This is a genomic window from Kluyvera sp. Awk 3, from assembly GCF_028069715.1.
Taxonomy (GTDB): Bacteria; Pseudomonadota; Gammaproteobacteria; order Enterobacterales; family Enterobacteriaceae; genus Kluyvera; species Kluyvera georgiana_A.
The window spans coordinates 1-24555 of sequence record NZ_JANEWH010000071.1 but is presented as its reverse complement, the minus strand read 5'-3'; the positions used below and the strand labels follow the sequence as shown (position 1 = coordinate 24555).

Annotated in this window: 20 protein-coding genes, 1 tRNA gene and 1 riboswitch; of the genes, 12 read left to right on the top strand and 9 right to left on the bottom strand. The window is 55.8% G+C overall.

Annotated features, from left to right (window positions below):
* Positions 1–43 precede the first annotated feature (43 nt).
* The 4 genes from NNN71_RS15195 to NNN71_RS15180 are packed head-to-tail and all read left to right on the top strand — an operon-like array spanning position 44 to position 4940.
* Positions 44–622, top strand: a complete 579-nt coding sequence (locus NNN71_RS15195; protein WP_163447873.1) for a fimbrial protein — start codon at positions 44–46, stop codon at positions 620–622.
* Between the two features lie 57 nt (positions 623–679).
* A complete protein-coding gene (locus NNN71_RS15190) occupies positions 680–3124 on the top strand; it encodes a fimbria/pilus outer membrane usher protein (RefSeq protein ID WP_271458837.1) in 2445 nt (814 codons plus the stop codon).
* 14 nt (positions 3125–3138) lie between these two features.
* A complete protein-coding gene (locus NNN71_RS15185) occupies positions 3139–3870 on the top strand; it encodes a fimbrial biogenesis chaperone (protein WP_271458836.1) in 732 nt (243 codons plus the stop codon).
* Complete coding sequence (locus NNN71_RS15180) at positions 3867–4940, top strand: type 1 fimbrial protein (RefSeq protein WP_271458835.1); 1074 nt, start codon at positions 3867–3869, stop codon at positions 4938–4940. The genes NNN71_RS15185 and NNN71_RS15180 overlap by 4 nt, the downstream gene beginning before the upstream one ends.
* A gap of 80 nt (positions 4941–5020) precedes the next feature.
* Here the strand turns inward: NNN71_RS15180 and ribB are convergent, their stop codons facing one another.
* A complete protein-coding gene (gene ribB / locus NNN71_RS15175; protein ID WP_163447869.1) occupies positions 5021–5674 on the bottom strand; it encodes a 3,4-dihydroxy-2-butanone-4-phosphate synthase in 654 nt (217 codons plus the stop codon).
* A 104-nt stretch (positions 5675–5778) separates the two neighbouring features.
* Positions 5779–5927: riboswitch (FMN riboswitch) on the bottom strand.
* Between the two features lie 121 nt (positions 5928–6048).
* On the opposite strand from ribB, the gene ubiK reads away from it, so the two are divergent.
* Complete coding sequence (gene ubiK, locus NNN71_RS15170; protein ID WP_163447868.1) at positions 6049–6318, top strand: ubiquinone biosynthesis accessory factor UbiK; 270 nt, start codon at positions 6049–6051, stop codon at positions 6316–6318.
* A 110-nt stretch (positions 6319–6428) separates the two neighbouring features.
* Here ubiK and hldE read toward each other — a convergent pair whose 3' ends face one another.
* Genes hldE through NNN71_RS15155 form a run of 3 tightly spaced genes read right to left on the bottom strand, consistent with a single transcriptional unit; the run spans position 6429 to position 12073 of the window.
* Entirely contained in the window at positions 6429–7862 is a 1434-nt protein-coding gene (gene hldE / locus NNN71_RS15165; RefSeq protein WP_163447867.1) for a bifunctional D-glycero-beta-D-manno-heptose-7-phosphate kinase/D-glycero-beta-D-manno-heptose 1-phosphate adenylyltransferase HldE, read from the bottom strand.
* Between the two features lie 47 nt (positions 7863–7909).
* Complete coding sequence (glnE, locus tag NNN71_RS15160; protein WP_271458834.1) at positions 7910–10750, bottom strand: bifunctional [glutamate--ammonia ligase]-adenylyl-L-tyrosine phosphorylase/[glutamate--ammonia-ligase] adenylyltransferase; 2841 nt, start codon at positions 10748–10750, stop codon at positions 7910–7912.
* 21 nt (positions 10751–10771) lie between these two features.
* Positions 10772–12073, bottom strand: coding sequence for a CYTH domain-containing protein (locus NNN71_RS15155; RefSeq protein WP_271458833.1), 1302 nt, complete (start codon positions 12071–12073; stop codon positions 10772–10774).
* 233 nt (positions 12074–12306) lie between these two features.
* Here NNN71_RS15155 and NNN71_RS15150 point away from each other — a divergent pair, with 233 nt between their 5' ends.
* Positions 12307–12927: a TIGR04211 family SH3 domain-containing protein gene (locus NNN71_RS15150; RefSeq protein WP_163447864.1), complete on the top strand. Its 621-nt coding sequence runs from the start codon at positions 12307–12309 to the stop codon at positions 12925–12927.
* 65 nt (positions 12928–12992) lie between these two features.
* The gene (locus NNN71_RS15145; RefSeq protein ID WP_163447863.1) at positions 12993–14234 is read left to right on the top strand and encodes a multifunctional CCA addition/repair protein; all 1242 of its coding nucleotides are present in this window, start codon (positions 12993–12995) and stop codon (positions 14232–14234) included.
* A 10-nt stretch (positions 14235–14244) separates the two neighbouring features.
* Here the strand turns inward: NNN71_RS15145 and bacA are convergent, their stop codons facing one another.
* Both bacA and folB read right to left on the bottom strand, forming a co-directional pair.
* Complete coding sequence (gene bacA, locus NNN71_RS15140) at positions 14245–15066, bottom strand: undecaprenyl-diphosphate phosphatase (RefSeq protein WP_065356077.1); 822 nt, start codon at positions 15064–15066, stop codon at positions 14245–14247.
* Between the two features lie 92 nt (positions 15067–15158).
* On the bottom strand, positions 15159–15518 hold the full coding sequence (gene folB / locus NNN71_RS15135; protein WP_065356078.1) for a bifunctional dihydroneopterin aldolase/7,8-dihydroneopterin epimerase: 360 nt from the start codon (positions 15516–15518) through the stop codon (positions 15159–15161).
* A gap of 107 nt (positions 15519–15625) precedes the next feature.
* On the opposite strand from folB, the gene plsY reads away from it, so the two are divergent.
* The gene (plsY, locus tag NNN71_RS15130; protein WP_163447862.1) at positions 15626–16243 is read left to right on the top strand and encodes a glycerol-3-phosphate 1-O-acyltransferase PlsY; all 618 of its coding nucleotides are present in this window, start codon (positions 15626–15628) and stop codon (positions 16241–16243) included.
* A gap of 57 nt (positions 16244–16300) precedes the next feature.
* Here the strand turns inward: plsY and tsaD are convergent, their stop codons facing one another.
* The gene (gene tsaD, locus NNN71_RS15125) at positions 16301–17314 is read right to left on the bottom strand and encodes a tRNA (adenosine(37)-N6)-threonylcarbamoyltransferase complex transferase subunit TsaD (protein ID WP_064542267.1); all 1014 of its coding nucleotides are present in this window, start codon (positions 17312–17314) and stop codon (positions 16301–16303) included.
* A 235-nt stretch (positions 17315–17549) separates the two neighbouring features.
* Between tsaD and rpsU the strand changes: the two genes are divergently transcribed.
* The 3 genes from rpsU (at position 17550) to rpoD (ending at position 21621) form a co-directional block, all read left to right on the top strand.
* On the top strand, positions 17550–17765 hold the full coding sequence (rpsU, locus tag NNN71_RS15120; protein WP_001144069.1) for a 30S ribosomal protein S21: 216 nt from the start codon (positions 17550–17552) through the stop codon (positions 17763–17765).
* A 115-nt stretch (positions 17766–17880) separates the two neighbouring features.
* The gene (gene dnaG / locus NNN71_RS15115) at positions 17881–19623 is read left to right on the top strand and encodes a DNA primase (protein WP_163447861.1); all 1743 of its coding nucleotides are present in this window, start codon (positions 17881–17883) and stop codon (positions 19621–19623) included.
* A 153-nt stretch (positions 19624–19776) separates the two neighbouring features.
* Entirely contained in the window at positions 19777–21621 is a 1845-nt protein-coding gene (rpoD, locus tag NNN71_RS15110; RefSeq protein ID WP_163447860.1) for an RNA polymerase sigma factor RpoD, read from the top strand.
* A gap of 145 nt (positions 21622–21766) precedes the next feature.
* Here rpoD and mug read toward each other — a convergent pair whose 3' ends face one another.
* Complete coding sequence (gene mug / locus NNN71_RS15105; RefSeq protein ID WP_271458832.1) at positions 21767–22273, bottom strand: G/U mismatch-specific DNA glycosylase; 507 nt, start codon at positions 22271–22273, stop codon at positions 21767–21769.
* 126 nt (positions 22274–22399) lie between these two features.
* Between mug and NNN71_RS15100 the strand changes: the two genes are divergently transcribed.
* A tRNA-Ile gene (locus NNN71_RS15100) sits at positions 22400–22475 on the top strand.
* Positions 22476–22546: 71 nt separating this feature from the next.
* Here the strand turns inward: NNN71_RS15100 and NNN71_RS15095 are convergent.
* Entirely contained in the window at positions 22547–24505 is a 1959-nt protein-coding gene (locus NNN71_RS15095; RefSeq protein ID WP_271458831.1) for an acyltransferase family protein, read from the bottom strand.
* Between the last annotated feature and the right edge of the window lie 50 nt (positions 24506–24555).

Here is a 24555-nt window from a genome sequence, read left to right as displayed (position 1 = left end):
GTAAATATAATTAACCAGCAATGCTACAATCAAGGACCTTGATATGAAAATGGGAAAAACTGTGCTGTTCGCGATGGTTGCGGCAGCGTTAACCTCTTCTTCCGCTTTCGCCGCAGTCGACGGTGGCTCGGGCAAAATTACCTTTACCGGTGATGTCATCAGCGCGCCTTGCGCTATCAAAGCGGAAGACGTTGACAAGCAGGTCGATCTCGGTGAAGTGCCGGCCAGCTACATCAATTCAAAGGGCCACTCTGATGCCGTTGATGCCAGTATTCATCTGGTCGATTGCGATCTACCGAACTCCGACAATGGCGAAGGCACCGAAACGAAAGTCACCAAAGTGGATGTGACCTTTACCAGTACTGCGGTGACTACTGAAGGTGAGAACCTGCTCTCCAACACCATGACCGGTGGCGCGACGGGCGTCGGCGTCCGCCTGCTGGATGGCGAGGGTCAGAATATTACTCTCGGCACCGCGAAAACAGTGACGCTGGTGCAGGCATCCTCCGAACAAACCCTGCCATTCCAGGCCTATATGGAACTGGTCGATAGCACAAAAGCCACACCTGCCACACCAGGCGCAGTGGCTTCAAATGCCACTTACGTACTGTCATATAAGTAATCTATCCAGGGTGGCGGCGACCGCCACCCTTTATTAGATAAATCAGGTAGGGATGCCGTGAATACCGCTAAAATTGCTGTATCTTGCTGCGGCTTATTATTTATATTTTCCGCAAGCGCCACTGAATTCAACCTTAACGTACTGGATAAATCCATGCGTGACAGCGTTGATATATCCCTGCTCAAAGATAAACCGACCACGCTGCCAGGAAATTATTTTGTGGCCGTGACCGTCAATAAAAATCAAATTTCCTCCGGCCGTTTACTCCGCTGGAGAAAACAGGACGCAGACGTTTTACCCTGTATTCCTGTCGATCTGGCAGAAGGCATGGGGTTGAAAGAAGATTTTTATCATTCATTGCCCGTCGAAAACGGTTGTGTGGATTTTCGCGCCCACCCGGAGATCACCTTCACGCTGGATATGGCGCAACAACAGTTGAATATCGCCATTCCCCAGGCATGGGTCGCGTGGAAAACCAATGGCTGGATGCCTCCCGCTACCTGGAATGATGGCGTGGCTGGTTTTCTGCTGGACTACAATCTTTTCGCCAGCACCTATCGTCCCCATGACGGCGAGCATAGTGAAAACCTGAACGCCTACGGCACGGGCGGTGTGAACCTCGGCGCATGGCGTTTACGCAGTGACTATCAGCTGAGCCAAACCCGCGACGACGAAGACACCACTACGTCGCGCACGATTTCCCGTACCTATTTGTTTCGTCCGCTGACAACGCTCGGCGCAAAGCTGACGCTCGGTGAAACGGATTTTAGTTCGGATATTTTCGACGGTTTTTCCTATACCGGCGCATCGCTGATTAGCGATGACCGTATGCTACCCTGGGAATTACGCGGCTATGCGCCACAAATCAGCGGCGTAGCGCAAACTAACGCCACCGTCACAGTGAGGCACCAGGGCAGGATCCTTTACCAGACCAAAGTCGCACCGGGCCCCTTTATGATTAGCGACCTCAATCAATCGGTGCAGGGAACGCTTGACGTCGAGGTAACCGAAGAAGATGGCCGGGTTAACACCTTTCAGGTGTCTGCGGCCTCCACCCCATTCTTAACCCGCAAGGGACAGATTCGCTATAAAGTTACCTCGGGCCGCATGCGTCCGGACCTGTCGCACAGCGTCATCAACGATACGTTTATCAGCAGCGAAGCCTCGTGGGGCGTATTGTCAAACACCTCGCTGTACGGCGGCATCCTCACCGCGGGCAACGACTACCGCTCCGCCGCGCTCGGTATCGGGCAAAACATGTTGTGGCTGGGAGCCATCTCGTTTGACGTCACCCACGCCGTCAGCCATTTTGATAACGGGGAAGAAGATAAGGGTTCCAGTTACCGGTTGAACTACAGCAAACGCTTTGACGCTACCGACAGCCAGGTATCGCTTGCAGCCTATCGTTTTTCCGAACGCACGTTCCATAGCTACGCCAATTTTATCGACCACCAGCTCAACGACGGCGATACCCAGGACGAAAAACAGACCATCAGCATTTCCGCCAGTCAGCCCATTGAGCCGTTGAATATGAATCTGTACGTCACCGCGCTGCGCCAGCTGTGGTGGGATGGCGATTCATCGACCTCGGCGAGCATCACCGCCGGGTTTAACTTCGACGTCGGGAGCTGGAAAAACATTTCGCTGACGACCACCTTCAGCACGACGCACTACGAAGAGAGTGATAACGACAACCAGATTTACGTCTCCGTCTCCGTTCCGTTCGGCTTCGCCCAGCGCTTAAGCTATGACATGCGTAACAGCGACAACACCACTCACACCGTCTCCTGGTACGACTCCTCAGATGCACGCAACACCTGGGGCGTATCGGCCGGCGCGGCCAGCGATAAACCGGATAATGGCGCTCAGTTTCGCGGCAACTATCAGCACCTCTCCAGTATCGGCGATCTCCAGCTCGCCGGCAGCTACGCCGCCAGCGATTACACCTCGGCGAGCGCCAGCTGGAGCGGCTCCTTTACTGCGACCCGCCACGGGGCGGCGCTGCACAGACGCAGTATGGGCAACGAACCGCGGCTGATGGTCAGCACCGATGGCATTGCCGATATCCCGGTTCAGGGGAACTTTAACACCACCAATCGCTTTGGTTACGCGGTGGTGCCAATGATCTCCAGCTATCAGCCCACCACCGTCGCCGTTAACCTCGAGGCCCTGCCTGATGGCGTAACGGTCGCGGAAAATACATTGCGGGAAACCTGGACGGAAGGCGCAATTGGCTATAAACCGCTGGCTTCGCGCGCGGGTCTGGATATCAACGCCATCATTCGCACCGCCGAGGGCAAATATCCGCCGCTGGGCGCGGTGGTGTACGACGATGATGGCAAAACCGATGTTGGCATGGTCAGCGAAGAAGGACACGTCTGGCTGAGCGGCGTTAATGAAGGAAAAACCTTCCGCGTGCAATGGGGCAGTATCACCTGTCGCATCACCTTACCCGATTCTCTCTCTCAACTTCCCCGGCAGTTAATCCTGCCTTGTCATTGATTAAGGATGAAGAAATGACACCTATGAAAGGACTTCTCTGGCTGTTACTCACGCTATCTTTCACCAGCCAGGCCGCTGTTTCACCGGATCGCACTCGGGTGATTTTCAACGGCGACAACAAAGCGGCAAGCCTGAAATTAACCAATGCCAGTAAAGATCTCCCCTATCTGGCCTACTCGTGGATCGAAGATGAAAAGGGCAATAAGAGCGATGCCTTTTTTGCCGCCCTGCCGCCAATGCAGCGCCTGGAGCCCGGCGCGATGACTCAGGTTCGTATCATCAAACAGAGCGGCGTATCAACGCTCCCCACAGATCGGGAGTCATTGTTTTATTACAATGTTCGGGAAATTCCGCCTGCGCCGGATACCGCTGAAAATCACGCGGTGGTGCAGGTAGCTATGCAGTCAAAAATCAAAATGTTCTGGCGTCCCGCCTCTCTGAAGAAAAAGCCGGGGGACCAAAAAGAACACGCGATGACCTTTCGCCTGAACGGTAAAACGTTAGAGGTACAGAACCCCACGCCCTACTACATTACGCTGGCCTATTTCGGCAAAGATTTGCGCGGCGTGACGCCCGGTTTTAAAACCACCATGCTGCCGCCATTTGGATCCGCCAGTCTGAATACCGGCCCGAACGACGGCCCGAGTTTCTACATTGGCTATATGGATGATTACGGTGCGCTCCGGATGCTGCAGCTAAGCTGCCGCAGCAGCTGCACAGCCACCGCCTCGGAGGAGAAAAAATGATCCGCCGTCTGTCATCACTGCTCCTGCTGGCGCTGTTACTCAGCCCATTTCAGGCCGCATGGGCGGTGCATTGCTATCTTGGCGCATCGGGCGGCCCAACGGATAAATATCAAACGATAGAAGAATTTGCGGTTCCTGATAACGCCCAGGTCGGCGATAAAATCTGGGAAAGCGGCGATATTAAAGTCCCGGTGTACTGCGACAACGGCGATAAAATGGATGGCAACGGGCGAGTCGGCGAAGACGTTTATGCATGGGTAAACCCCTACTCTTCAACGGACGATCCTTACTATCAGCTCGGAGTGACCTATGCGGGCGTCGATTACGACACGACACAGGGTGCGGTAGGGATTGATACCAACACCTGTATTGATAATGCCTATTACGAAAAATTTACGGCGGCGCAAATTCGGGCTTCCGGCTGGGAAGAGCGATTATGCAGTAAAAATGCCGATGACGTTCACTACTCGCGAACGTTTATCGCGCGTATGCGGCTGTACGTGAAAATCAAAGCAATGCCGGCACACGACTACCAGAGTACGCTCGGCAGCTTTACCCTCGTGCAGTTTGACGGCGCCGATGGCTGGAACCAGAGTCCGGATGCCGCCAACCTGAAATACCACGTCAGCGGACTGGAAAACATTCGCGTCCTTGACTGTAACGTGACGTTCAATATTGAACCTGCCAACCAGATCATTGATTTTGGGTCATTTAATCCCTACGAGATCGCCAGTGGTGCGATAACTCGCACCTTCTCCGTCACCACGAATAAAAGTCAGGACGGAACCTGTGCCGATGGTTTTAAGGTCAACTCATCGTTTTACACCACAGAGACCCTGTCAGCAGACGATACCTCGTTGCTGATTGGCAACGGCCTGCAGCTAAAAATCCTTAACAGCGATAACCACAGGCCCTACACATTTAACCAGTATGAAGAATACGCCGACTTTACCGGATCGCTATTAACGATGACGCAGAACTACACGGCTGAGCTGTCTAAAATAGCGGAGGAAGAGGTCAAGGTGGGACACTTCGAATCGGTCGTACTGTTCAAGATCAACTACAACTAGCGACAAAAAGGCCGGGATAACCCGGCCTTTAAGATAAGAAAGCGCTGCGACGCCGGGCTTCCCGGCATCAGCAGTGGGGCTTAGCTCGCTTTACGTTCGTGCTCACGACGGTAAGCCACGAGATCTTCAATGGTCACCAGCGCCATGTTATGTTTCTTCGCAAACTCGATGCACTCTGGCGCACGCGCCATGGTACCGTCGTCGTTGGTCAGTTCACACAGAACACCCGCCGGTTTGAAGCCAGCAAGGCTCACCAGATCGATAGTCGCTTCGGTGTGGCCACCACGGGTCAGAACGCCGCCTGGCTGCGCGCGCAGCGGGAATACGTGGCCCGGACGGTTGAGGTCGGACGGTTTCGCGTTATCGGCAATCGCCGCGCGAACGGTAGTCAGGCGGTCAGCGGCGGAAACGCCGGTGGTGACGCCGTGTGCCGCTTCGATAGTGACGGTAAAACCGGTGCCGTAGGCGCTGGTGTTATTTTCCACCATCATCGGCAGCTCCAGCTGTTTACGACGTTCGTCGGTCAGACACAGACAAACGATGCCGCTACCGTGACGGATAGTCAGCGCCATTTGTTCAACGGTCATGTTTTCGGCGGCAAAAACCATGTCGCCTTCGTTCTCGCGATCTTCATCGTCCAGCACCATCGCGCCGCGGCCTTCGCGCAGGGCAATCAGTGCGTTTTCAACGCGTTCGAACGGAGTACCAAAAGAGGAAAGTAGCGTCTGATTCATGGTAAAAAAACCTCATTAAAATTATGGTTACCAGAATCAGGGCAGTCTTAGGAGTGCCGACAAGCGGCAAATAGATAACGCGAGCGGGTTAAACCCAACTGAATCGTTACTCTCTCCCATCCGGACTTTAACCGTCGGCCCCGGAATTACACCGGATCTGCTGACCTTCCTGAATTCACAAGAAGCGCTCGCGGGCTTTCAGCGTAGCTGATTTACCGCCGGTGGGGAATTTCGCCCCGCCCTGAGAATAAGCGTACTCACTATAACGCTAATGACTATCTTCGGCAATGCATAAGCTTCGAACAATTCTGGTTTATCGTATGGGGAGAAGACACTACAATAGCAGTAATGCCGACAGAATCAGGGAAACAGAGATGATCGACCCGAAGAAAATTGAACAAATCGCCCGCCAGGTCCACGAATCCATGCCGAAAGGTCTGCGAGAGTTCGGGGATGACATTGAGAAGAAAGTTCGCCAGGTGATCCAGTCTCAGCTGACGCGCCTTGACGTCGTGAGTCGTGAAGAGTTTGACGTACAAACGCAGGTATTGCTGCGCACGCGTGAAAAGCTGGCGCTGCTGGAACAGCGGATTAGCGAGCTGGAAAACCGCGACACGGCACCAGTTGCTGAAGAAAAAGAGTAATCAGAACTGCCCCCTCACCCTAACCCTCTCCCCAAAAGGGAGAGGGGAACGTTCGGTTTTCTCCCTCGCCCCTTTGGGGAGAGGTCCGGGGTGAGGGGAAGCGCGAAGCGTTACTTCCCGCTATCCTTCTGAATCTTCTTAATAATATTGGTCGTTGAGCAACCATCTTCAAAGTTCAGCACCAGCACTTCACCACCGTTCGCCCACACTTCTTCGCTACCGGCAATTTGTTCTGGCTTATAGTCGCCGCCCTTCACCAGGCGATCCGGCAGGATCCCGGCAATCAGGCGCTGCGGCGTATCTTCTTCAAACGAGACCACCCAGTCTACCGACTCCAGCGCACCCAGCACGATCATCCGCTGATCCAGCGGGTTTACCGGGCGAGACTCGCCCTTCAGACGCTTGGTTGACGCATCGCTGTTGACCGCCACGATCAGACGATCGCCCAGCTTGCGTGCGTTCGCCAGATAAGAAACATGGCCCGCGTGCAGAATATCGAACACGCCATTGGTCATCACCACTTTCTCACCGCGACGACGCGCGGCGGCCACCGCGTGCTTAAGCTCTTCTTCACTCATCACGCCAAAACCGGTATCCGCGCGACCGCGCACGGCGTTTTCCAGCTCGATAGGCGAAACGGTTGACGTCCCGAGTTTACCCACCACGACACCCGCGGCGGCGTTAGCGAAGAAACAGGCCTCTTCCAGTGTCTTACCGGAGGCCAGCGTCGCCGCCAGCACGCCAATCACCGTATCACCCGCGCCGGTCACGTCGTACACTTCCTGCGCCTGAGTTGGCTGATGCAGCGGCGCTTTGCCTGGCTGCAGCAGCGTCATGCCCTGCTCGGAGCGAGTCACTAACAACGCGGCAAGATCGAAATCGGCAATCAACTTCATGCCGCGCTCAACCAGCTCTTCTTCGCTTTTACATTTACCCACTACCGCTTCGAACTCGGACAGGTTCGGCGTCAGCAGCGTCGCGCCGCGATAGCGTTCAAAATCAGTCCCTTTCGGGTCGATCAATACCGGTACTTTCGCCTGACGCGCCAGCTTAATCATCTGCTGCACACTTTCCAGCGCGCCTTTGGCGTAGTCGGAGAGCACCAGCGCACCGACATTAGGTAGGCTGCTCTGAATGCGGTCATGCAGCGGCTGCGGATCCACGCCGGCAAACCCTTCTTCAAAATCCAGACGAATGAGCTGCTGGTTACGTGACAGCACGCGCAGCTTGGTGATCGTCGGGTGCGTCGGCACCGAGACGAAATCACATTTGACGTTCACGTCGGCCAGCGCTTTGTTCAGCGCGCGCGCCGCGTCGTCAATGCCGGTCAGGCCCACGAGACGAGAATTTGCGCCCAGGGAAGCAATGTTCATTGCCACGTTCGCCGCGCCGCCAGGGCGTTCTTCGATAGTCTCCACCTTGACCACCGGCACCGGGGCTTCCGGGGAAATACGGCTGGTTGGGCCATACCAGTAGCGATCCAGCATCACATCGCCAACCACCATTACTCCTGCACGTTCAAATTCCGGCAGCGTCACTTTCATTCGTGTCTCCTGAGAGAATCAAAATTTTCGCGCGATAATAGCATATTTCACGGTTGAACCAGCCACTTCTGCCAGCTGGCGCTCACCAGTTCGCGCTCTTTAACGAAGCTCGCCAGATCCACATTGCCCGGCAGCTCCTGAAGCGCCAGATGATGCAATGCATCGCGAAGCGTAGTGTAAGCGCGGGTCAACGCATGCGCTTCGTGCTCGTCCATAATGTCGTTTTGCGCCAGCAGCTCGAGGATGCGCACATTATCCGACCAACGGGTCAGCTTCGGTTTCTCGTGAGCGTAGCGCAGCACCAGATACTGGGTGATAAACTCAATATCGGTGATACCGCCAGCATCGGTTTTAATGTCGAAACGGTCGCGCTGCTTGCCGCCGAGATGAGCGCGCATTTTTTCCCGCATCTCGCGGACTTCGGTTTGCAGCGCCGCGCCGTCGCGCGTATTGGTCAGGATCTGACGACGGATCGCGTCAAACTGCTGCTGAAGCTGCGGATCGCCGTACACCACGCGGGCGCGCACCAGGGCCTGGTGCTCCCAGGTCCACGCTTCGTTCTGCTGATAATCGGCAAACGCTTCGGCGGTGGTCACCAGCATCCCGGCCGCCCCGGACGGGCGCAGACGGGCATCCACTTCATACAGAATACCGGACGAGGTGCGGGTGCTGAACAGGTGCATAATGCGCTGTGCCAGACGTAGGTAGAACTGACGACCGTCAATTTCACGTTCACCGTCGGTCATCGCATCCATCGGGCAATCGTGCAGGAACACCAGATCGAGATCCGAACTGTACCCTAGTTCCCAGCCGCCCAGCTTGCCATAGCCAATCACCGCAAAACCGCGACCGGAGCGTTCACGCAGGTGGGTCGGCTGGCCGTAGCGCGCCACCATTTGCACCCACGCCTGCTGAACCACAGCGTCAATCATCGCCTCGGCCAGCCAGGTTAAGTGGTCACTGACCTTCATGACCGGCAGCGTGCCAGCGATATCGGCCGCCGCAATGTGCAGCAGCTGCGCCTGTTTAAACTGACGCAGTGCTTCCAGCTGTTGCTCTTCGTCTTCTTCCGGCACGCGCAGCAGATACTGGCGCAGTTCGTCGCGATAGGCGTCGGTAGCCGTCGGCTGGTACAGCGTGTTCGGGTCAAGCAGTTCGTCCAGCAGCAGCGGATAGCGCGCCAGCTGGCTGGCCACCATCGGCGAAGCCGCACACAGGCGAATCAGGTGCTTCAGCGTACCGGGGTACTCGCTCAGCAGTTCCAGATAGGTCGTTCGGGTGACGATGCCGCTCAGCAGCGGCGTAATGCGCGACAGCAGCACCAGCGCGTCCTCGCGGGCGCACACTTCGCTGAGCAGATGCGGCATCAGTGAATCCAGCACCTGACGACCGCGCGGGCCGATGGTGCGCTTATCCAGCTCTTTGCGAAAATCGGCAATCTGCGACAACACGCGATGACGATCGTCGTCGCTCAGATGAATCAGCACAGCCGGTGAATCATCCTCCTGCAGCGTGTCCTGCCACAGTTCACGCCAGGACTCCGACAGCTGCTCTTCCTGCGAACTTTCTTCATCGTCGCCGATAAGCTCGTTAAACACCCGTCGCACCTGCGCCATCAGCGCATCCAGCCGCTCCGTGAGCGTCTCCCAGTCGGCAAAATGCATACCCCACGCCAGACGCGCGCGGTTAAGATCGTCGCCGGGCAGCGTTTGCGTCTGCTCGTCGTTAATACTTTGCAGCAAGTTTTCCAGGCGACGCAGGAACAGATACGCTTCACGCAGCACCTGCGCATCGTTTTCTGACAGCAGATTGAGCGCCTCAATGGCGGTCAACGTCGGTAGCAGCGAACGGCTTTGCAGCGTAGGCTCGCGGCCACCGCGAATCAACTGGAAGACCTGAACGATAAACTCAATTTCGCGAATGCCGCCCGCGCCCAGCTTGATGTTGTCCTTCAAGCCACGGCGACGCACTTCGCGGGTGATCATCCCTTTCATGTTGCGCAGAGACTGGATCACGCTGAAGTCGATATAGCGACGGAAGACAAAGGGCCGCAGCATCGCACGCAGCTCGCTGGTGTAAACACCGTCGTCATCGCCCATGATCCGCGCTTTGACCATCGCATAGCGCTCCCAGTCGCGCCCCTGCTCCTGGTAATAATCTTCCAGCGCCGCAAAGCTCAGCACCAGCGGGCCGCTGTCGCCGAACGGGCGCAGCCGCATATCCACGCGGTAGACAAAACCGTCCTGGGTGGGCTGGTCGAGCACCTTAATTAACCGCTGCCCCAGGCGGGTAAAGAACTGGGCGTTATCCAGTTCACGACGCCCCCCCTGGGTGCTGCCATGCTCCGGCCAGGCAAAAATGAGATCGATATCAGAGGAGAAATTCAGCTCGCCGCCGCCCAGCTTACCCATACCCAGGATCAGCAGCGGCTGCGGAACGCCATCAGCGCTGCACGGCGTGCCCCACTCGCGACAGCAGGCGTCATACAGCCAGTTACGGGCGCTGACGATCAGCGTTTCCGCCAGGTGGCTAAGCTGTTGAAGCGTATCTTCTTCGGAAACCTGAGACAGCGCCTGTGACCAGGCGATGCGCACCATTATCCGCCGACGGAACAGACGCAGCGCGCGCATCAACGCCGCTTCATCGTAAACCTCCGCCAGTTCGGCCTGTAGCCAGCCCGCGTATTGCCGCCATTCGTCCGCCTGCGGCGGCTCGCTTTCCAGCGACGCCAGCCACTCGGGGTGCGCCGTTAAACTTTGCTGAACAAAATCACTAAAGGTGAAAACAGCCTGCGCTTCGGTACTCAGCGCCCCAAGGGGAAAATCTTCCGGGGCGCGGTCCAGGAGCGTTTGCCAGTGCTGCTGTAACTGCGAAGAAAGCGGCGTCATACACGGGTTCCCTGAAGTTAATTAACGTTTGCCGCTGTGTAACCAGAACGGCTCAACCGACAGTGCCTCATTGCGGTAATGTTCAATTTCAATGTGCTGGCGCGTCTCAATGGCGTGACGCAGGCCCTGCCAGTTGGCCAACCACTGCGCCGCCCGTTCGTAGTCGTAGTAACCCGACAGCAGCTGAACGGTATTGATGTCGCGCGTCAGACGCGGCAACTGGTCGCTATAGCTATCCCCCAACGGATAGGCGAACGTCTTACGCAGCTCGGCGGCCTGACGGGAGAGATGAATATCGGCAAAGCGTTTAAACGAATCGGCCAGTTTGGCTTCGGCTTTAGCATCGAGGAACGCCTGCCAGCCGCGCGTTACCAGCCACTCGGTGTAGGCCAGTTTGGTCAGCGCGGTTTCGCGGCTGAAGACCGCATCATGCGCAGAGGCATCGCTTGCCATCAGCGCATCAACCTGGGTTAGCCCATCGCGCAGGCTGGCGCTGGCTTTACGCGGCACAATGCCGCCGAACAGCGTCAGAATATGACGTACCAGGCCCAGCGCGTTAACCACTTCGGTTTTCGCCTTTTTATTACCGCGCAGCCATAGCTCTTCGTGGTACTGCCAGTGCGCCAGCGCTTTTTCCAGCGCCGCCTCCATCGCCTGGCCTACCGTTGCCTTTGGCGGCAGCGTTAAAATCGTCAGCGGCTGCAGCTCTCGCGCCGGGTTACCCTGCGCCAGATGGTAGCCGCGCGCGGCTTTACTCAGGCTGCCCTGACGCAGCAGGCCGGTCTCGGCCAGCTGCTTCGCCAGCGCCAGCACGTCAGCGGTTTCACCACTCAGCAGCTCCAGTTCCAGTTCGCAAATGGCTTCCTGATGCTCGCCCGCTTTGACCTCGCCCTGATCCAGCGCGATTTCAATCTGGCTTTTGCCGTGCTTCACCACCCATTTTTCGCGGTAGAAGTCGGTGCTAAACAGCGGATTGACCTGCTCCGCCAGCCCTTGGGGCATTTCGCCGTTCGGCCACACTTCGGCAGGCAGTTTGTCGAGCGCCAGTTCGGGCGTACTGATGTCGATATTGTATTCCGGGCGCTGATGCAGGCCGCCCACGGTGCGACCGGCGATTTTCATGGTCATCTCGTAACGACCGTTATCGCCGCGAATACGCAGCCCCATATCGTGGCGGCGCAGCCAGTTATCGGCAGTTTCGTAATAGATATTCAGCAACTGCCCCGGCGGGGTGTGCTCTGCGTTCAGTGTGTGAAGGTGGTTGCGCAGCGTCTCAACGCCAGCGCCATCGACGATAAATTTGAGTTCGATTTCTTGAGCCATGACTGAATTCTTATGGTTTCGTTGCCGGGAAATACCTTTACGGCGAACTTACAGGTATTCTTTTTGTCAGTAGATAGTATTTTGCGACAAATTGCCATGCAATGCGCAATTTGTCAGGCCAACAGCTGATGCAATTTTTCCTCCTGGAGGATTCCGATTGCCGCAGAATGCTTTGCGTCGTCAGACTGTTGCCACTACTATCGTTCCACTTTTATGACAAAAACGATGATCTGATGCCAAAATTACGCTTAATTGCCATTACTTTACTTGCACTTACTGCTTCTACCGTCGCTCACGCCGATGAAAAGCGGTACGTCTCCGATGAACTGAACACCTGGGTACGCAGCGGCCCGGGCGATAACTATCGCCTGGCAGGCACCGTCAACGCGGGTGAAGAAGTCACCCTGCTGCAGACCAACGAAAATACCCAATACGGCCAGGTGCGTGACAGCAACGGCCGTACCGCGTGGATCCCGCTCAAAGAGCTGACCGCGACGCCAAGCCTGCGCACCCGCGTGCCGGATCTCGAAAATCAGGTCAAAACCCTGACCGACAAACTGAACAACATCGACACCACCTGGAACCAGCGCACCGCAGAAATGCAGAAAAAGGTTGCTGAGAGCGATACGGTGATCAACGGTTTGAAAAACGAGAACCAGAAGCTGAAAAACGAGCTTATCGTGGCGCAGAAAAAGGTGAACGCCGCGAATCTGCAGCTCGATGATAAACAGCGCACCATCATCATGCAGTGGTTTATGTACGGCGGCGGCGTGCTCGGTATTGGCCTGATCCTCGGTCTGGTGCTGCCGCACATCATTCCAAGCCGCAAACGCAAAGATCGCTGGATGAACTAAGCCAACTCGCCTTAAGTCGACTTCTTTCGTATTATCAGAAAGAAAATGATGAGGAGAAGCGTGGCGTGAAGAGTTATCTGGTCGGCGGAGCAGTTCGGGACAGGCTATTGGGCCTACCGATCAAAGATAAAGATTGGGTCGTGGTCGGCGCCACGCCGCAGCAGATGCTTGATGCGGGCTACCAGCAGGTAGGCCGCGATTTTCCGGTATTTTTACACCCGGACAGCCACGAAGAGTACGCGCTGGCGCGCACCGAGCGAAAATCGGGTTCCGGGTATACCGGCTTTACCTGCTACGCCGCGCCGGACGTCACGCTGGAGCAAGATCTGTTGCGCCGCGACCTCACCGTTAACGCGCTTGCCGAGGACAGCGACGGGACGATTATCGACCCGTACGGCGGCCAGCGCGATCTCCAGCAGCGCATCCTGCGCCATGTCTCCCCCGCTTTCGCGGAAGACCCGCTGCGCGTGCTACGCGTCGCGCGTTTTGCCGCGCGTTACGCCCATCTCAGCTTCCGTATTGCCGACGAAACCCTGGCCTTAATGCGCGAAATGGCCGACGCTGGCGAGCTGGCGCATCTGACGCCTGAGCGTGTCTGGAAAGAGACGGAAAGCGCACTCGGCACCCGTAACCCGCAAGTCTTCTTCCAGACGTTACGCGACTGCGGCGCGCTAAAGGTGCTGTTCCCGGAAATCGACGCGCTGTTTGGCGTGCCGGCCCCGGAGAAATGGCACCCGGAAATTGATACCGGCGTGCATACGCTGATGACCGTATCGATGGCCGCGATGCTCAGCCCGGATATTGACGTCCGTTTCGCTACGCTGTGCCACGACTTAGGCAAGGGGCTGACGCCAAAAGCGTTCTGGCCTCGTCACCATGGCCACGGCCCGGCGGGGGTTAAGCTGGTCGAGCAGCTGTGCCAGCGTCTGAAAGTGCCGAACGACATGCGCGAGCTGGCAAAACTGGTCGCCGAATTCCATGACCTGATTCATACCCTGCCCATTCTGCAGCCGAAAACGCTGGTGAAACTGTTCGACTCCATCGACGCCTGGCGCAAACCGCAGCGTGTAGAACAGATTGCGCTTACCAGCGAAGCCGACGTGCGCGGGCGTACTCGCTTCGAAGCCTGTGATTACCCACAGGGACGCCTGCTACGGGAAGCGTGGGCCGTTGCCAGAAGCGTGGGCAACAAAGAAGTGATTGAGGCCGGGTTTAAAGGGCCGGAAATTCGCGAAGAACTGACGCGACGCCGAATTCAGGCGGTGGCCAACTGGAAGGAAAAACGTTGCCCCCAGCCAAAAGACTGAGGGCACGGCATCAGAAGAAGACCACGTATACCGCGGCCGCGACGATGAAGCGGTAGATAGCGAACGGAATAAACGAAATACGTTTAATCAGCTGCAGGAAGGTTTTGATGGCCACCAGCGCCACCAGGAAGGCCATCACAAACCCGACGGCAAACATCGGGATATCACCGGCAGTCAGGAAGTGCCAGCTCTTGTAGAGATCCAGCACCGTCGCGCCCATCATCATCGGCACCGCCAGCAGGAAAGAGAACTCCGACGCCGCATAGCGGCTCACGCCGACCAGCATACCGCCGGAAATAGTGGCTCCCGAACGGGAGAAGCCCGGCCACAGCGCCAGACACTGGAAGCAGCCAATCATAAATGCCTGACGATACGTCATATCATCCACGCCAACCGCGCGCGGCACCTTCGGCTTCAGGCATTCCGCGGCAATCAGCAGGACACCGCCTACCACCAGCGCGTACATCACGTTAATCGGGTTAAATAACGATTTGATGGCGTCGTGGAACACCAGCCCCAGCACCACCGCCGGAATCATCCCGAGCAGAATATGAATGAGCGACAAACGGCCTGAGCCTTCACCTTCGTGCACCGGAGGACGGCCAAAGTGGATGCCAATCAGGCCAAACAGCCGACGCCAGAACATCACCACCACCGCGAGGATCGAACCCAGTTGGATCACCACCTCAAACGTCTTCGCCGTATCTCCTTCAAAGCCCAGCAGGTGGCCGACGATAATCATATGGCCAGTGCTGGAGACGGGCAGAAACTCAGTCAATCCTTCGACCACACCCAGAATAGCCGCCACCAGCAGCGAGTGCATATCGCTCATTAAATAAACCCTTAAAAGTAAACAATAAAATAAACCCGGCACTAAGACCGGTATAAATCATTTTGGTTTAAGTTATATGACGAATAATGAGATTAATTAGGATTATGGCCACGCTGAATGATCACGCCCACGTTGGCGGCGCGCGCCACGGCGCCCGGTTTACTCACCTTAATGCGCACCCACGGGGTGTTAAAGCGCGACATCAGCAGGTCGGCAACCTCTTCCGCAACACGTTCCACCAGCGCGAAACGGCTGCCTTCCACGTGTTTTACTACCGCTTCGCTGATATCCGCATAGCTCAGGCAGTCTTCCACGTTGTCGCTGGCGGCGGCTTTGCGGTTGTCCCAGGCTAATTCGATATCGAACACCAGCTTCTGTTCAATGGTTTGTTCCCAGTCATAAACACCGATAGTGGTGATTACCGAAAGTTGCTCTATAAATACAATATCCATCACGACCTGCTTGGTTTTAGGCTAAACCGGATACCACTTCCGGCGAATTATGCGTATTATCCACAGATGCAGAGAATACTTCGACATTTTCAAAATGGAACAGCGTTATGAGTGCAATCGAGCCTGGAATGATCCTCCTTGCCTACCTTTGCGGCTCAATTTCCAGCGCCATTCTGGTCTGCCGCCTCGCGGGGTTACCTGACCCTCGCACCAGTGGTTCCGGTAATCCCGGCGCCACCAATGTCTTACGCATCGGCGGCAAGGGTGCTGCCGTAGCCGTCCTGGTTTTCGACATCCTGAAAGGGATGCTGCCCGTCTGGGGTGCCTATGCCCTTGGCTTTACTCCATTCTGGCTTGGGCTGGTCGCGATCGCCGCCTGCCTGGGCCATATCTGGCCGGTTTTCTTCCATTTTCAGGGCGGAAAAGGCGTGGCGACCGCGTTTGGCGCGATTGCCCCTATCGGCTGGGATCTAACCGGAGTAATGGCCGGAACCTGGCTGCTGACAATTCTGCTGAGCGGTTATTCGTCACTGGGCGCCATCGTCAGCGCGCTGGTCGCGCCGTTCTACGTCTGGTGGTTCAAGCCCCAGTACACCTTCCCGGTATCGATGCTGTCGTGCCTCATTCTGCTGCGTCATCATGACAACATTCAGCGTTTGTGGCGACGGCAGGAGACAAAAATTTGGGCGCGCCTGAAAAAGCGCAAGCCCAAAGGCACCGACTAACACGCACAAAAAAGCCCTCTTCAGGAGGGCTTTTTATCACGAGTCTCGGCCAGAACGTCAGGCGGCTGGCAGCTCCGCCAGCGGCCAACGTGGACGTACGGTCACGCCCAGCGATTCATTGACGCCCGTTTTCAGACGCACCATGCCCGCATAGGCAATCATCGCGCCGTTATCGGTACAGAACTCCGGACGCGCGTAGAACACTTCGCCGCCGCGTTTTTGCATCATCGTCGCCAGCTTCGCGCGCAGCGTACGGTTAGCGCTTACGCCGCCCGCCATCACCAGGCGCTTAAAGCCGGTTTGATCCAGCGCGCGTTTGCACTTGATCATCAACGTATCCACCACCGCATCTTCAAAGGCGCGGGCGATATCGGCACGCGTTTGATCGTCATCGCCGTTATTGCGGATAGTGTTTGCAGCAAAGGTTTTCAGGCCGGAGAAGCTAAAATCCAGCCCCGGACGATCGGTCATCGGACGCGGGAACACAAAGCGCCCTTCCGTCCCCTGTGAAGCCAGCTTAGACAGCATTGGGCCACCGGGATAATCCAGACCGAGCAGCTTGGCGGTTTTATCAAAAGCTTCCCCCGCCGCATCGTCAATGGACTCGCCCAACAGGGTGTACTCACCGATACCGGTGACGCTAATCAACTGCGTATGGCCGCCGGATACCAGCAGCGCCACAAACGGATATTCCGGCGGATTATCTTCCAGCATCGGCGCCAGCAGATGGCCTTCCATATGGTGGACCGGAATAGCCGGCACATTCCAGGCAAACGCCAGCGAGCGTCCTACGGTTGCGCCGACCAGCAGCGCGCCAACCAGACCTGGACCGGCGGTGTAGGCCACCGCGTCGATATCTTTGGCCGTCAGGTTCGCTTCTTGTAAGGCCGCCTGAATCAGGGGAACCGTTTTACGCACGTGGTCACGCGACGCCAGCTCAGGCACCACACCGCCGTAGTCAGCGTGTAATTTCACCTGACTATACAACTGGTTGGCTAACAGACCTTTTTCGTCGTCATAAATTGCGATGCCGGTTTCATCGCAGGATGTTTCAATACCCAGTACACGCATGGCTAGATTTACCTCGTTTCAATACCGCGCAGTGTAGGTTTTCTGTCCCGGCTTGTAAAACATTGTTCGCCCCAGCAGGCAGCCTCGTGTATACTCCTCACCCTTAAAAAGTCCCGTTCAAAAACGCGTCGGTGCTTTACAAAGCAACAGCAATTGCAGTAAAATTCCGCACCATTTTGAAATAAGCTGGCGTTGATGCCAGCGGCAAACCGAATTTATTAAAGGTGAGAGTTACATGCCGGTAATTAAAGTACGTGAAAACGAGCCGTTCGACGTAGCACTGCGTCGCTTCAAGCGTTCCTGTGAAAAAGCGGGTGTTCTGGCGGAAGTTCGTCGTCGTGAGTTCTATGAAAAACCGACTACCGAACGTAAGCGCGCTAAAGCTTCTGCAGTGAAACGTCACGCGAAGAAACTGGCTCGCGAAAACGCACGCCGTACTCGTCTGTACTAATCTCTTGAGAGCATCGGCTCTCAGGTTACAGACCGAGTTGTAGTTGCAAGGCCGTGCTTCCGAAAGGAATGCGCGGCTTGTTTTCGTTTATAAGTCTTCAAAATAAACGGGGCCTATGGCTGGACGAATCCCACGCGTATTTATTAATGATCTGCTGGCGCGCACCGACATCATCGATCTGATCGATGCACGGGTGAAGCTGAAAAAGCAGGGCAAAAATTACCATGCGTGCTGTCCGTTCCATAATGAGAAAACCCCCTCTTTCACCGTGAACGGTGATAAGCAGTTTTACCACTGCTTCGGCTGCGGCGCGCACGGCAATGCCATCGACTTTTTAATGAACTACGACAAGCTCGAGTTCGTTGAAACCGTTGAAGAACTGGCGGCCATGCACAACCTTGAAGTGCCGTACGAAGCCGGAACAGGTCTTAGCCAGATAGAGCGTCACCAGCGTCAGAATCTCTATCAGCTAATGGAAGGGTTAAATGATTTTTATCAGCAATCCTTCGCCCAACCCATCGCCGAGCCAGCACGCCAGTATCTGGAGCAACGCGGTCTGAGTGCCGAGATTGTCCAGCAGTTTGCTATTGGTTTTGCGCCGCCGGGCTGGGATAACGCCTTAAAACGTTTCGGCGGAAATGTCGACAACAGGAAGCTGCTGCTCGATGCCGGAATGCTGGTCAATAACGACCAGGGAAGAACATACGACCGTTTCCGCAATCGCGTGATGTTCCCGATTCGCGATAAACGAGGCCGGGTGATTGGTTTTGGTGGCCGCGTACTCGGTAACGATACGCCAAAATACCTCAACTCCCCGGAAACCGATATTTTCCATAAAGGCCGTCAGCTGTATGGCCTTTATGAAGCCCAGCAGCACAACGCTGAACCACCGCGTCTGCTGGTTGTCGAAGGGTATATGGATGTTGTCGCGCTGGCGCAATACGGTATCAACTACGCCGTCGCCTCGCTGGGTACGTCGACCACGGCGGACCACATTCATATGTTATTCCGTGCGACAAACAACGTGATTTGCTGTTACGACGGTGACCGCGCCGGCCGCGACGCCGCATGGCGTGCGCTGGAAACCGCGATGCCGTACATGACCGACGGTCGTCAGCTACGCTTTATGTTCCTGCCCGAGGGTGAAGACCCGGATACGCTGGTGCGTAAAGAGGGTAAAGAGGCCTTTGAAGCACGGATGGAGCACGCACAACCGCTCTCCGTCTTCTTATTTAACAGTCTCTTACCGCAGGTTGATCTCAGCTCACCGGACGGCAGCACGCAGCTCGCCGCGCTGGCTCTGCCGCTGATAAGCCAGGTGCCGGGTGACGCGCACCGGATTCAGCTGCGCCAGACGCTGGGGCTGAAGCTGGGCATCTTTGACGATGCGGCGCTTGATCGTTTAATGCCAAAACAGGCAGAAAGTGGCGTGGTACGCCCGCCTCAGCAGATAAAACAGACGCCTATGCGTATACTGATAGGACTACTGGTGCAAAACCCAAATCTGGCACCACTTGTACCTCCTATGCATGGGCTGGCTCAGGCAAAGCTACCGGGGCTCAACCTGTTCAGCGAACTGGTCAACCTGTGTGTGGCGCAACCCGGCCTGACAACGGGCCAACTGTTAGAGAATTATCGCGGAGCAAGTGAATACGCAACACTTGAAAAACTCTCAACCTGGAACGATATAAAGGATGAGAATGTTGAAAAAATGTTCACCGACACGCTAAACCGAATTTTTGATTCAATGCTTGAACAGCGACAGGAAGAGTTGATAGCTCGCGATCGCACGCATGGTTTGAGTAGTGAAGAGCGCAGGGAGTTCTGGGAAATCAGACAGGCCCTGGAAAAAAAATGAATTTAACGGCTTAACTGCCGAATACCTATCGGGAAGCCCCCGACAGCCGCCCGAGGCGCAGCGGCACTAATATAAGTACGCCCTCGCTTTAAATGTCGGCGGTTCGTTCGCCGACCGACACCAATCAAATGAATTAAGTGTGGATACCGTCTTATGGAGCAAAACCCGCAGTCACAGCTCAAGCTTCTTGTCCAACGTGGTAAGGAGCAAGGCTATCTGACCTATGCCGAGGTCAATGACCATCTGCCGGAAGATATCGTCGATTCAGATCAAATCGAAGACATCATCCAAATGATCAACGACATGGGTATTCAGGTGATGGAAGAAGCACCGGATGCCGATGATCTGTTGCTGGCTGAAACCTCCAACAACACTGATGAAGACGCAGAAGAAGCGGCTGCACAGGTTCTGTCCAGCGTGGAATCTGAAATCGGGCGTACAACCGACCCGGTGCGCATGTACATGCGCGAAATGGGTACCGTAGAACTGCTGACCCGCGAAGGCGAAATCGACATCGCCAAACGTATTGAAGACGGGATCAACCAGGTACAGTGCTCCGTTGCCGAATACCCGGAAGCCATCACCTATCTGCTGGAACAATACGATCGCGTTGAAGCGGAAGAAGCCCGTCTGTCCGACCTGATCACCGGTTTCGTCGACCCGAACGCCGAAGAAGATATGGCGCCAACCGCCACTCACGTCGGTTCCGAACTGTCTCAGGAAGAGATGGATGACGACGATGAAGACGAAGACGACGATAGCGACGACAGCAGCGACGATGACAACAGCATCGATCCTGAACTGGCGCGTGAGAAATTCGCCGAACTGCGTACGCAGTACGAAGTGACTCGCGACACCATCAAAGCCAAAGGCCGTAGCCACGCTGCCGCTCAGGAAGAGATTCTGAAGCTGTCTGAAGTGTTCAAACAGTTCCGTCTGGTGCCGAAACAGTTCGACTACCTGGTGAACAGCATGCGTGTCATGATGGATCGCGTGCGTACCCAGGAACGTATCATCATGAAGATGTGCGTTGAACAGTGCAAAATGCCGAAGAAGAACTTCATCACCCTCTTCACCGGCAACGAAACCAGCGAAACCTGGTTCAACGCGGCTATCGCGATGAACAAGCCGTGGTCTGAAAAGCTGCACGACGTGAAAGAAGACGTTCTTCGCAGCCTGCAGAAACTGCAGCAGATTGAAGAAGAAACCGGCCTGACCATCGAGCAGGTAAAAGACATCAACCGTCGCATGTCCATCGGTGAAGCGAAAGCCCGCCGTGCGAAAAAAGAGATGGTTGAAGCGAACTTACGTCTGGTTATCTCTATCGCTAAAAAATACACCAACCGTGGTCTGCAGTTCCTCGATCTGATTCAGGAAGGCAACATCGGTCTGATGAAAGCGGTTGATAAGTTTGAATACCGTCGTGGTTACAAGTTCTCCACCTACGCTACCTGGTGGATTCGTCAGGCAATCACCCGTTCCATCGCCGACCAGGCGCGTACCATCCGTATCCCGGTACATATGATTGAGACCATCAACAAGCTCAACCGTATCTCCCGTCAGATGCTGCAAGAGATGGGCCGCGAGCCGACGCCGGAAGAGCTGGCTGAGCGCATGCTGATGCCGGAAGACAAGATCCGTAAAGTGCTGAAGATCGCTAAAGAGCCAATCTCCATGGAAACGCCGATCGGCGACGATGAAGATTCGCATCTGGGTGATTTCATCGAGGATACCACCCTCGAGCTGCCGCTGGACTCCGCGACCACCGAGAGCCTGCGTGCCGCAACGCACGACGTGCTGGCTGGCCTGACCGCCCGTGAAGCGAAAGTGCTGCGTATGCGTTTCGGTATCGATATGAACACCGACCACACGCTGGAAGAAGTGGGTAAACAGTTCGACGTTACCCGCGAACGTATCCGTCAGATCGAAGCGAAGGCGCTGCGTAAACTGCGCCACCCGAGCCGCTCTGAAGTGCTGCGTAGCTTCCTGGACGATTAATCGCCCTGGCCAATGTGAAAAAGCTCCCTTTTGGGAGCTTTTTTTTGCCTGTTATCCGCGCAGGAACGGTAGGCCGGATAAGGCTTTTACGCCGCCATCCGGCAATCTGCGCGGGTTCTGCCGGATGGCGCTTCGCTTACCCGGCCTACAGGCCTCGTGCCTTCAACGCCGAGTCCAGCTCCTGATACGCTTCCACCAGCTTATCCAGCGTTATTCGGCTCAATCCGCTTGGGTTCGGTAACACCCACACTTCGGTGTCGCCAATCCTGTAGGTCTGCTTCCCCCACGTCGCGCCGCGCTGCCCTAAGCCGCGTTCAAAGGCTTGCTTGCCCAGCACCGCCAGCGCAGCAGGTTTATAGTGCTCAACCTTATCAATCAGCGCCTGGCCGCCGCTGTGCAGCTCCTGCAAGGTCACCTCCGTGGCCTGCACCGTCGGGCGCTCAACCAGCTTGGTCACGCCGCAGCGAAATTTCAGCATCTGCGCCGCCTCTTCCGGCTTCAGCTGGCGATCGGTAAACCCCGCCAGATGCAGCACCTTCCAGAAGCGGTTTGCTGGATGGGCAAAAGGATAGCCCAGTGAAGACGATGACAGTCCCGGGTTGATACCACAAAACAGTACCCGCAACTCTGAATCGATAATGTCCTTAACCATAATATCCTCGACCTATACATCGTGAGACGAGTATAACGAATTGAAAATGCATTGTTTATAAAAACAGCATGTGCACGCTTAGCGCTGGATTGGCGGCCATTGTTACATTATAATCGTCGGCTAATTGGCCCCTTAGCTCAGTGGTTAGAGCAGGCGACTCATAATCGCTTGGTCGTTGGTTCAAACCCAACAGGGGCCACCAAATTTAAGCAGCAAATACATACAGTTAGGCCACTCTCACGAGTGGCCTTTTTTATTGCATGACCCCGCGCCTTAGCGCGCAATCAGCGGCATCACCACGCTTTTCAGCACTTTATCCGCACCGTATCGCGTCAGATGCTGTGGATCTTTGTAGTAAATATGTGCGCTCTCCGCAAAACGGCAGGTCGCCGAGTCACACAACGCGTCTTTCAGGCTGGCGAATTCAGCGTTCAGCTTCGTCGATACCTTGCCAATCAGCGCCGCGCTGGCATCAGGCTCAACGCTATCGTGCCCCACCACCTCGCACATACCGGCGCTTTGTGGGTTCGCATAGGCAAACGCCCGGCTAAAGCAGCGCATTACGCGTTTGGGCGGGGAAAAATTCATCATCGGCACATCGCCCAGCACAATGACCCGCTTACCCATTTTCTGCAAACGCGTGATGGTCTCTGCCAGCCCCTGCTGCAGCGCCTGAGCAGGGCCTAATGACGGCGTCGTTTCCGACTGCCAGGGGGCTTTTCCAGCCATCAAACCGGACTGCCAGAAGCCCGTAAGAATCACCGTCGAGATCTGCTTATCCTGAGCCAGATAGTTGTCGACATCGAGCTTGAATGCCCGACACTGCGCGTCATGCAGGGGCCAACCATCGGCAAGTCGATACACGCCGAACAGCGGCGCACAGGACGATTTCGCAAAAATCACCGGCGTCAGATGACGGTCGTGCGCCAGTTGACGAAACGCCGCGGCCAGCGCCCCGGCATGGCTATCGCCAATCAGCGCAATTTTCTCCTGCGCCTCGCCACCGGTGCAGCGCGGGGTTCCGGTCAGCAGAATATTGCCGTATGAGGTCATGCAACTATCTTCCGCCTCTTCTATCTCCGACTGCATCCGGGCAAAGTCCTCAGGCCAACGGGCGGGAAAACCTTTTTGCAGCCAGGTGGTGGCGAAGACCAGCGTCAGCAGCCCCATCGCCATCCCGTAGCGCCAGAATACGCGAGATGCCGGCAACTGCGCCGCCCGAAAAGGTTTCTCGATGAGGTAATAGCTGATCGTCGCCAGCAAAAACGAGAGCGCAATCAGCAATACGCGCATCCCGTTCCCCGGCTCCGCTTCGCAAAGATAGTGGTAAAGGCTGATAACCGGCCAGTGCCACAGGTAGAGTGAATAGGAGATGAGTCCAATAAAGCGCAGCGGTTTCCAGGTTAGCAAACGGCGGTTGATAAGCGCCGTTTGCCCGTCCAGCAGCAACACGGCGCCCATCACCACCGGCAGCGCCCCCAGCCCAGGGAAAGAGGTCTGCGCGTCGTAAAAAAGCGCACACCAGGCAATGAGTAAAACACCCACCACAGATTTCAGGTTATCAACCTTTGTCGAGAATGCCGCGGGAAAGTGGGTATGGGCCATTCCCAGTAGCGCCCCGGCAAACAGCTCCCAGGCGCGAAACGGCGTCAAAAACCATGCGCTATGCGGAATCTGCAGGGTTCCGGCGGCGGCAATGGCAAAACAGAGCAGCGTGACGCTCCCCATCAGTAAAAAAGAGAGTTTTTTATCAAAACGCGTCAGCACCAGAATCAGAAGCGGCGCGAGAAAATAGAACTGTTCTTCCACGCCCAATGACCAGGTCATCAATAAAGGATTATGCTCGGCGCTGGGGCTGAAATAGTCGATGGAATTCCAGAGCGTTACGTTAGAGACCGACAACAGCGTCGCCGCGGCATCACGGCCTAATTTCCTGAAATCGGCTGGCGTAGAGATAAAAAACATCACCAGCCAGACGGCAATCACAACGGCAATCAGCGCGGGAAGAATTCGCTTTATTCGGCGAACATAAAACTGCCCCCACGAAAAATGGCCCGCAAGCTTACTTTGATAAATATGGCCGCCAATCAGATATCCCGAAATGACAAAGAAAACATCAACGCCCACAAATCCACCGGGGAATCCCAGCCCAAAGTGAAAGAGCACCACAAGGAGTACGGCGAGCGCGCGCAGCCCATCGATATCGGCACGATATTTAACGGTTGAGTTCATATTTATCTCTGGATGCAGGGGAGTAAAATCTAAAAGCATCATTATATGAT

Excerpts from the sequence above, each read along its gene's own strand:
- NNN71_RS15195 (WP_163447873.1), top strand. The coding sequence starts at position 44 with ATGAAAATGGGAAAAACTGTGCTGTTCGCGATGGTTGCGGCAGCGTTA.
- NNN71_RS15185 (WP_271458836.1), top strand. The coding sequence starts at position 3,139 with ATGACACCTATGAAAGGACTTCTCTGGCTGTTACTCACGCTATCTTTC.
- NNN71_RS15180 (WP_271458835.1), top strand. The coding sequence starts at position 3,867 with ATGATCCGCCGTCTGTCATCACTGCTCCTGCTGGCGCTGTTACTCAGC.
- ribB (WP_163447869.1), bottom strand. The coding sequence starts at position 5,674 with ATGAATCAGACGCTACTTTCCTCTTTTGGTACTCCGTTCGAACGCGTT.
- ubiK (WP_163447868.1), top strand. The coding sequence starts at position 6,049 with ATGATCGACCCGAAGAAAATTGAACAAATCGCCCGCCAGGTCCACGAA.
- hldE (WP_163447867.1), bottom strand. The coding sequence starts at position 7,862 with ATGAAAGTGACGCTGCCGGAATTTGAACGTGCAGGAGTAATGGTGGTT.
- glnE (WP_271458834.1), bottom strand. The coding sequence starts at position 10,750 with ATGACGCCGCTTTCTTCGCAGTTACAGCAGCACTGGCAAACGCTCCTG.
- NNN71_RS15155 (WP_271458833.1), bottom strand. The coding sequence starts at position 12,073 with ATGGCTCAAGAAATCGAACTCAAATTTATCGTCGATGGCGCTGGCGTT.
- NNN71_RS15150 (WP_163447864.1), top strand. The coding sequence starts at position 12,307 with ATGCCAAAATTACGCTTAATTGCCATTACTTTACTTGCACTTACTGCT.
- bacA (WP_065356077.1), bottom strand. The coding sequence starts at position 15,066 with ATGAGCGATATGCACTCGCTGCTGGTGGCGGCTATTCTGGGTGTGGTC.
- folB (WP_065356078.1), bottom strand. The coding sequence starts at position 15,518 with ATGGATATTGTATTTATAGAGCAACTTTCGGTAATCACCACTATCGGT.
- plsY (WP_163447862.1), top strand. The coding sequence starts at position 15,626 with ATGAGTGCAATCGAGCCTGGAATGATCCTCCTTGCCTACCTTTGCGGC.
- tsaD (WP_064542267.1), bottom strand. The coding sequence starts at position 17,314 with ATGCGTGTACTGGGTATTGAAACATCCTGCGATGAAACCGGCATCGCA.
- rpsU (WP_001144069.1), top strand. The coding sequence starts at position 17,550 with ATGCCGGTAATTAAAGTACGTGAAAACGAGCCGTTCGACGTAGCACTG.
- dnaG (WP_163447861.1), top strand. The coding sequence starts at position 17,881 with ATGGCTGGACGAATCCCACGCGTATTTATTAATGATCTGCTGGCGCGC.
- rpoD (WP_163447860.1), top strand. The coding sequence starts at position 19,777 with ATGGAGCAAAACCCGCAGTCACAGCTCAAGCTTCTTGTCCAACGTGGT.
- mug (WP_271458832.1), bottom strand. The coding sequence starts at position 22,273 with ATGGTTAAGGACATTATCGATTCAGAGTTGCGGGTACTGTTTTGTGGT.
- NNN71_RS15095 (WP_271458831.1), bottom strand. The coding sequence starts at position 24,505 with ATGAACTCAACCGTTAAATATCGTGCCGATATCGATGGGCTGCGCGCG.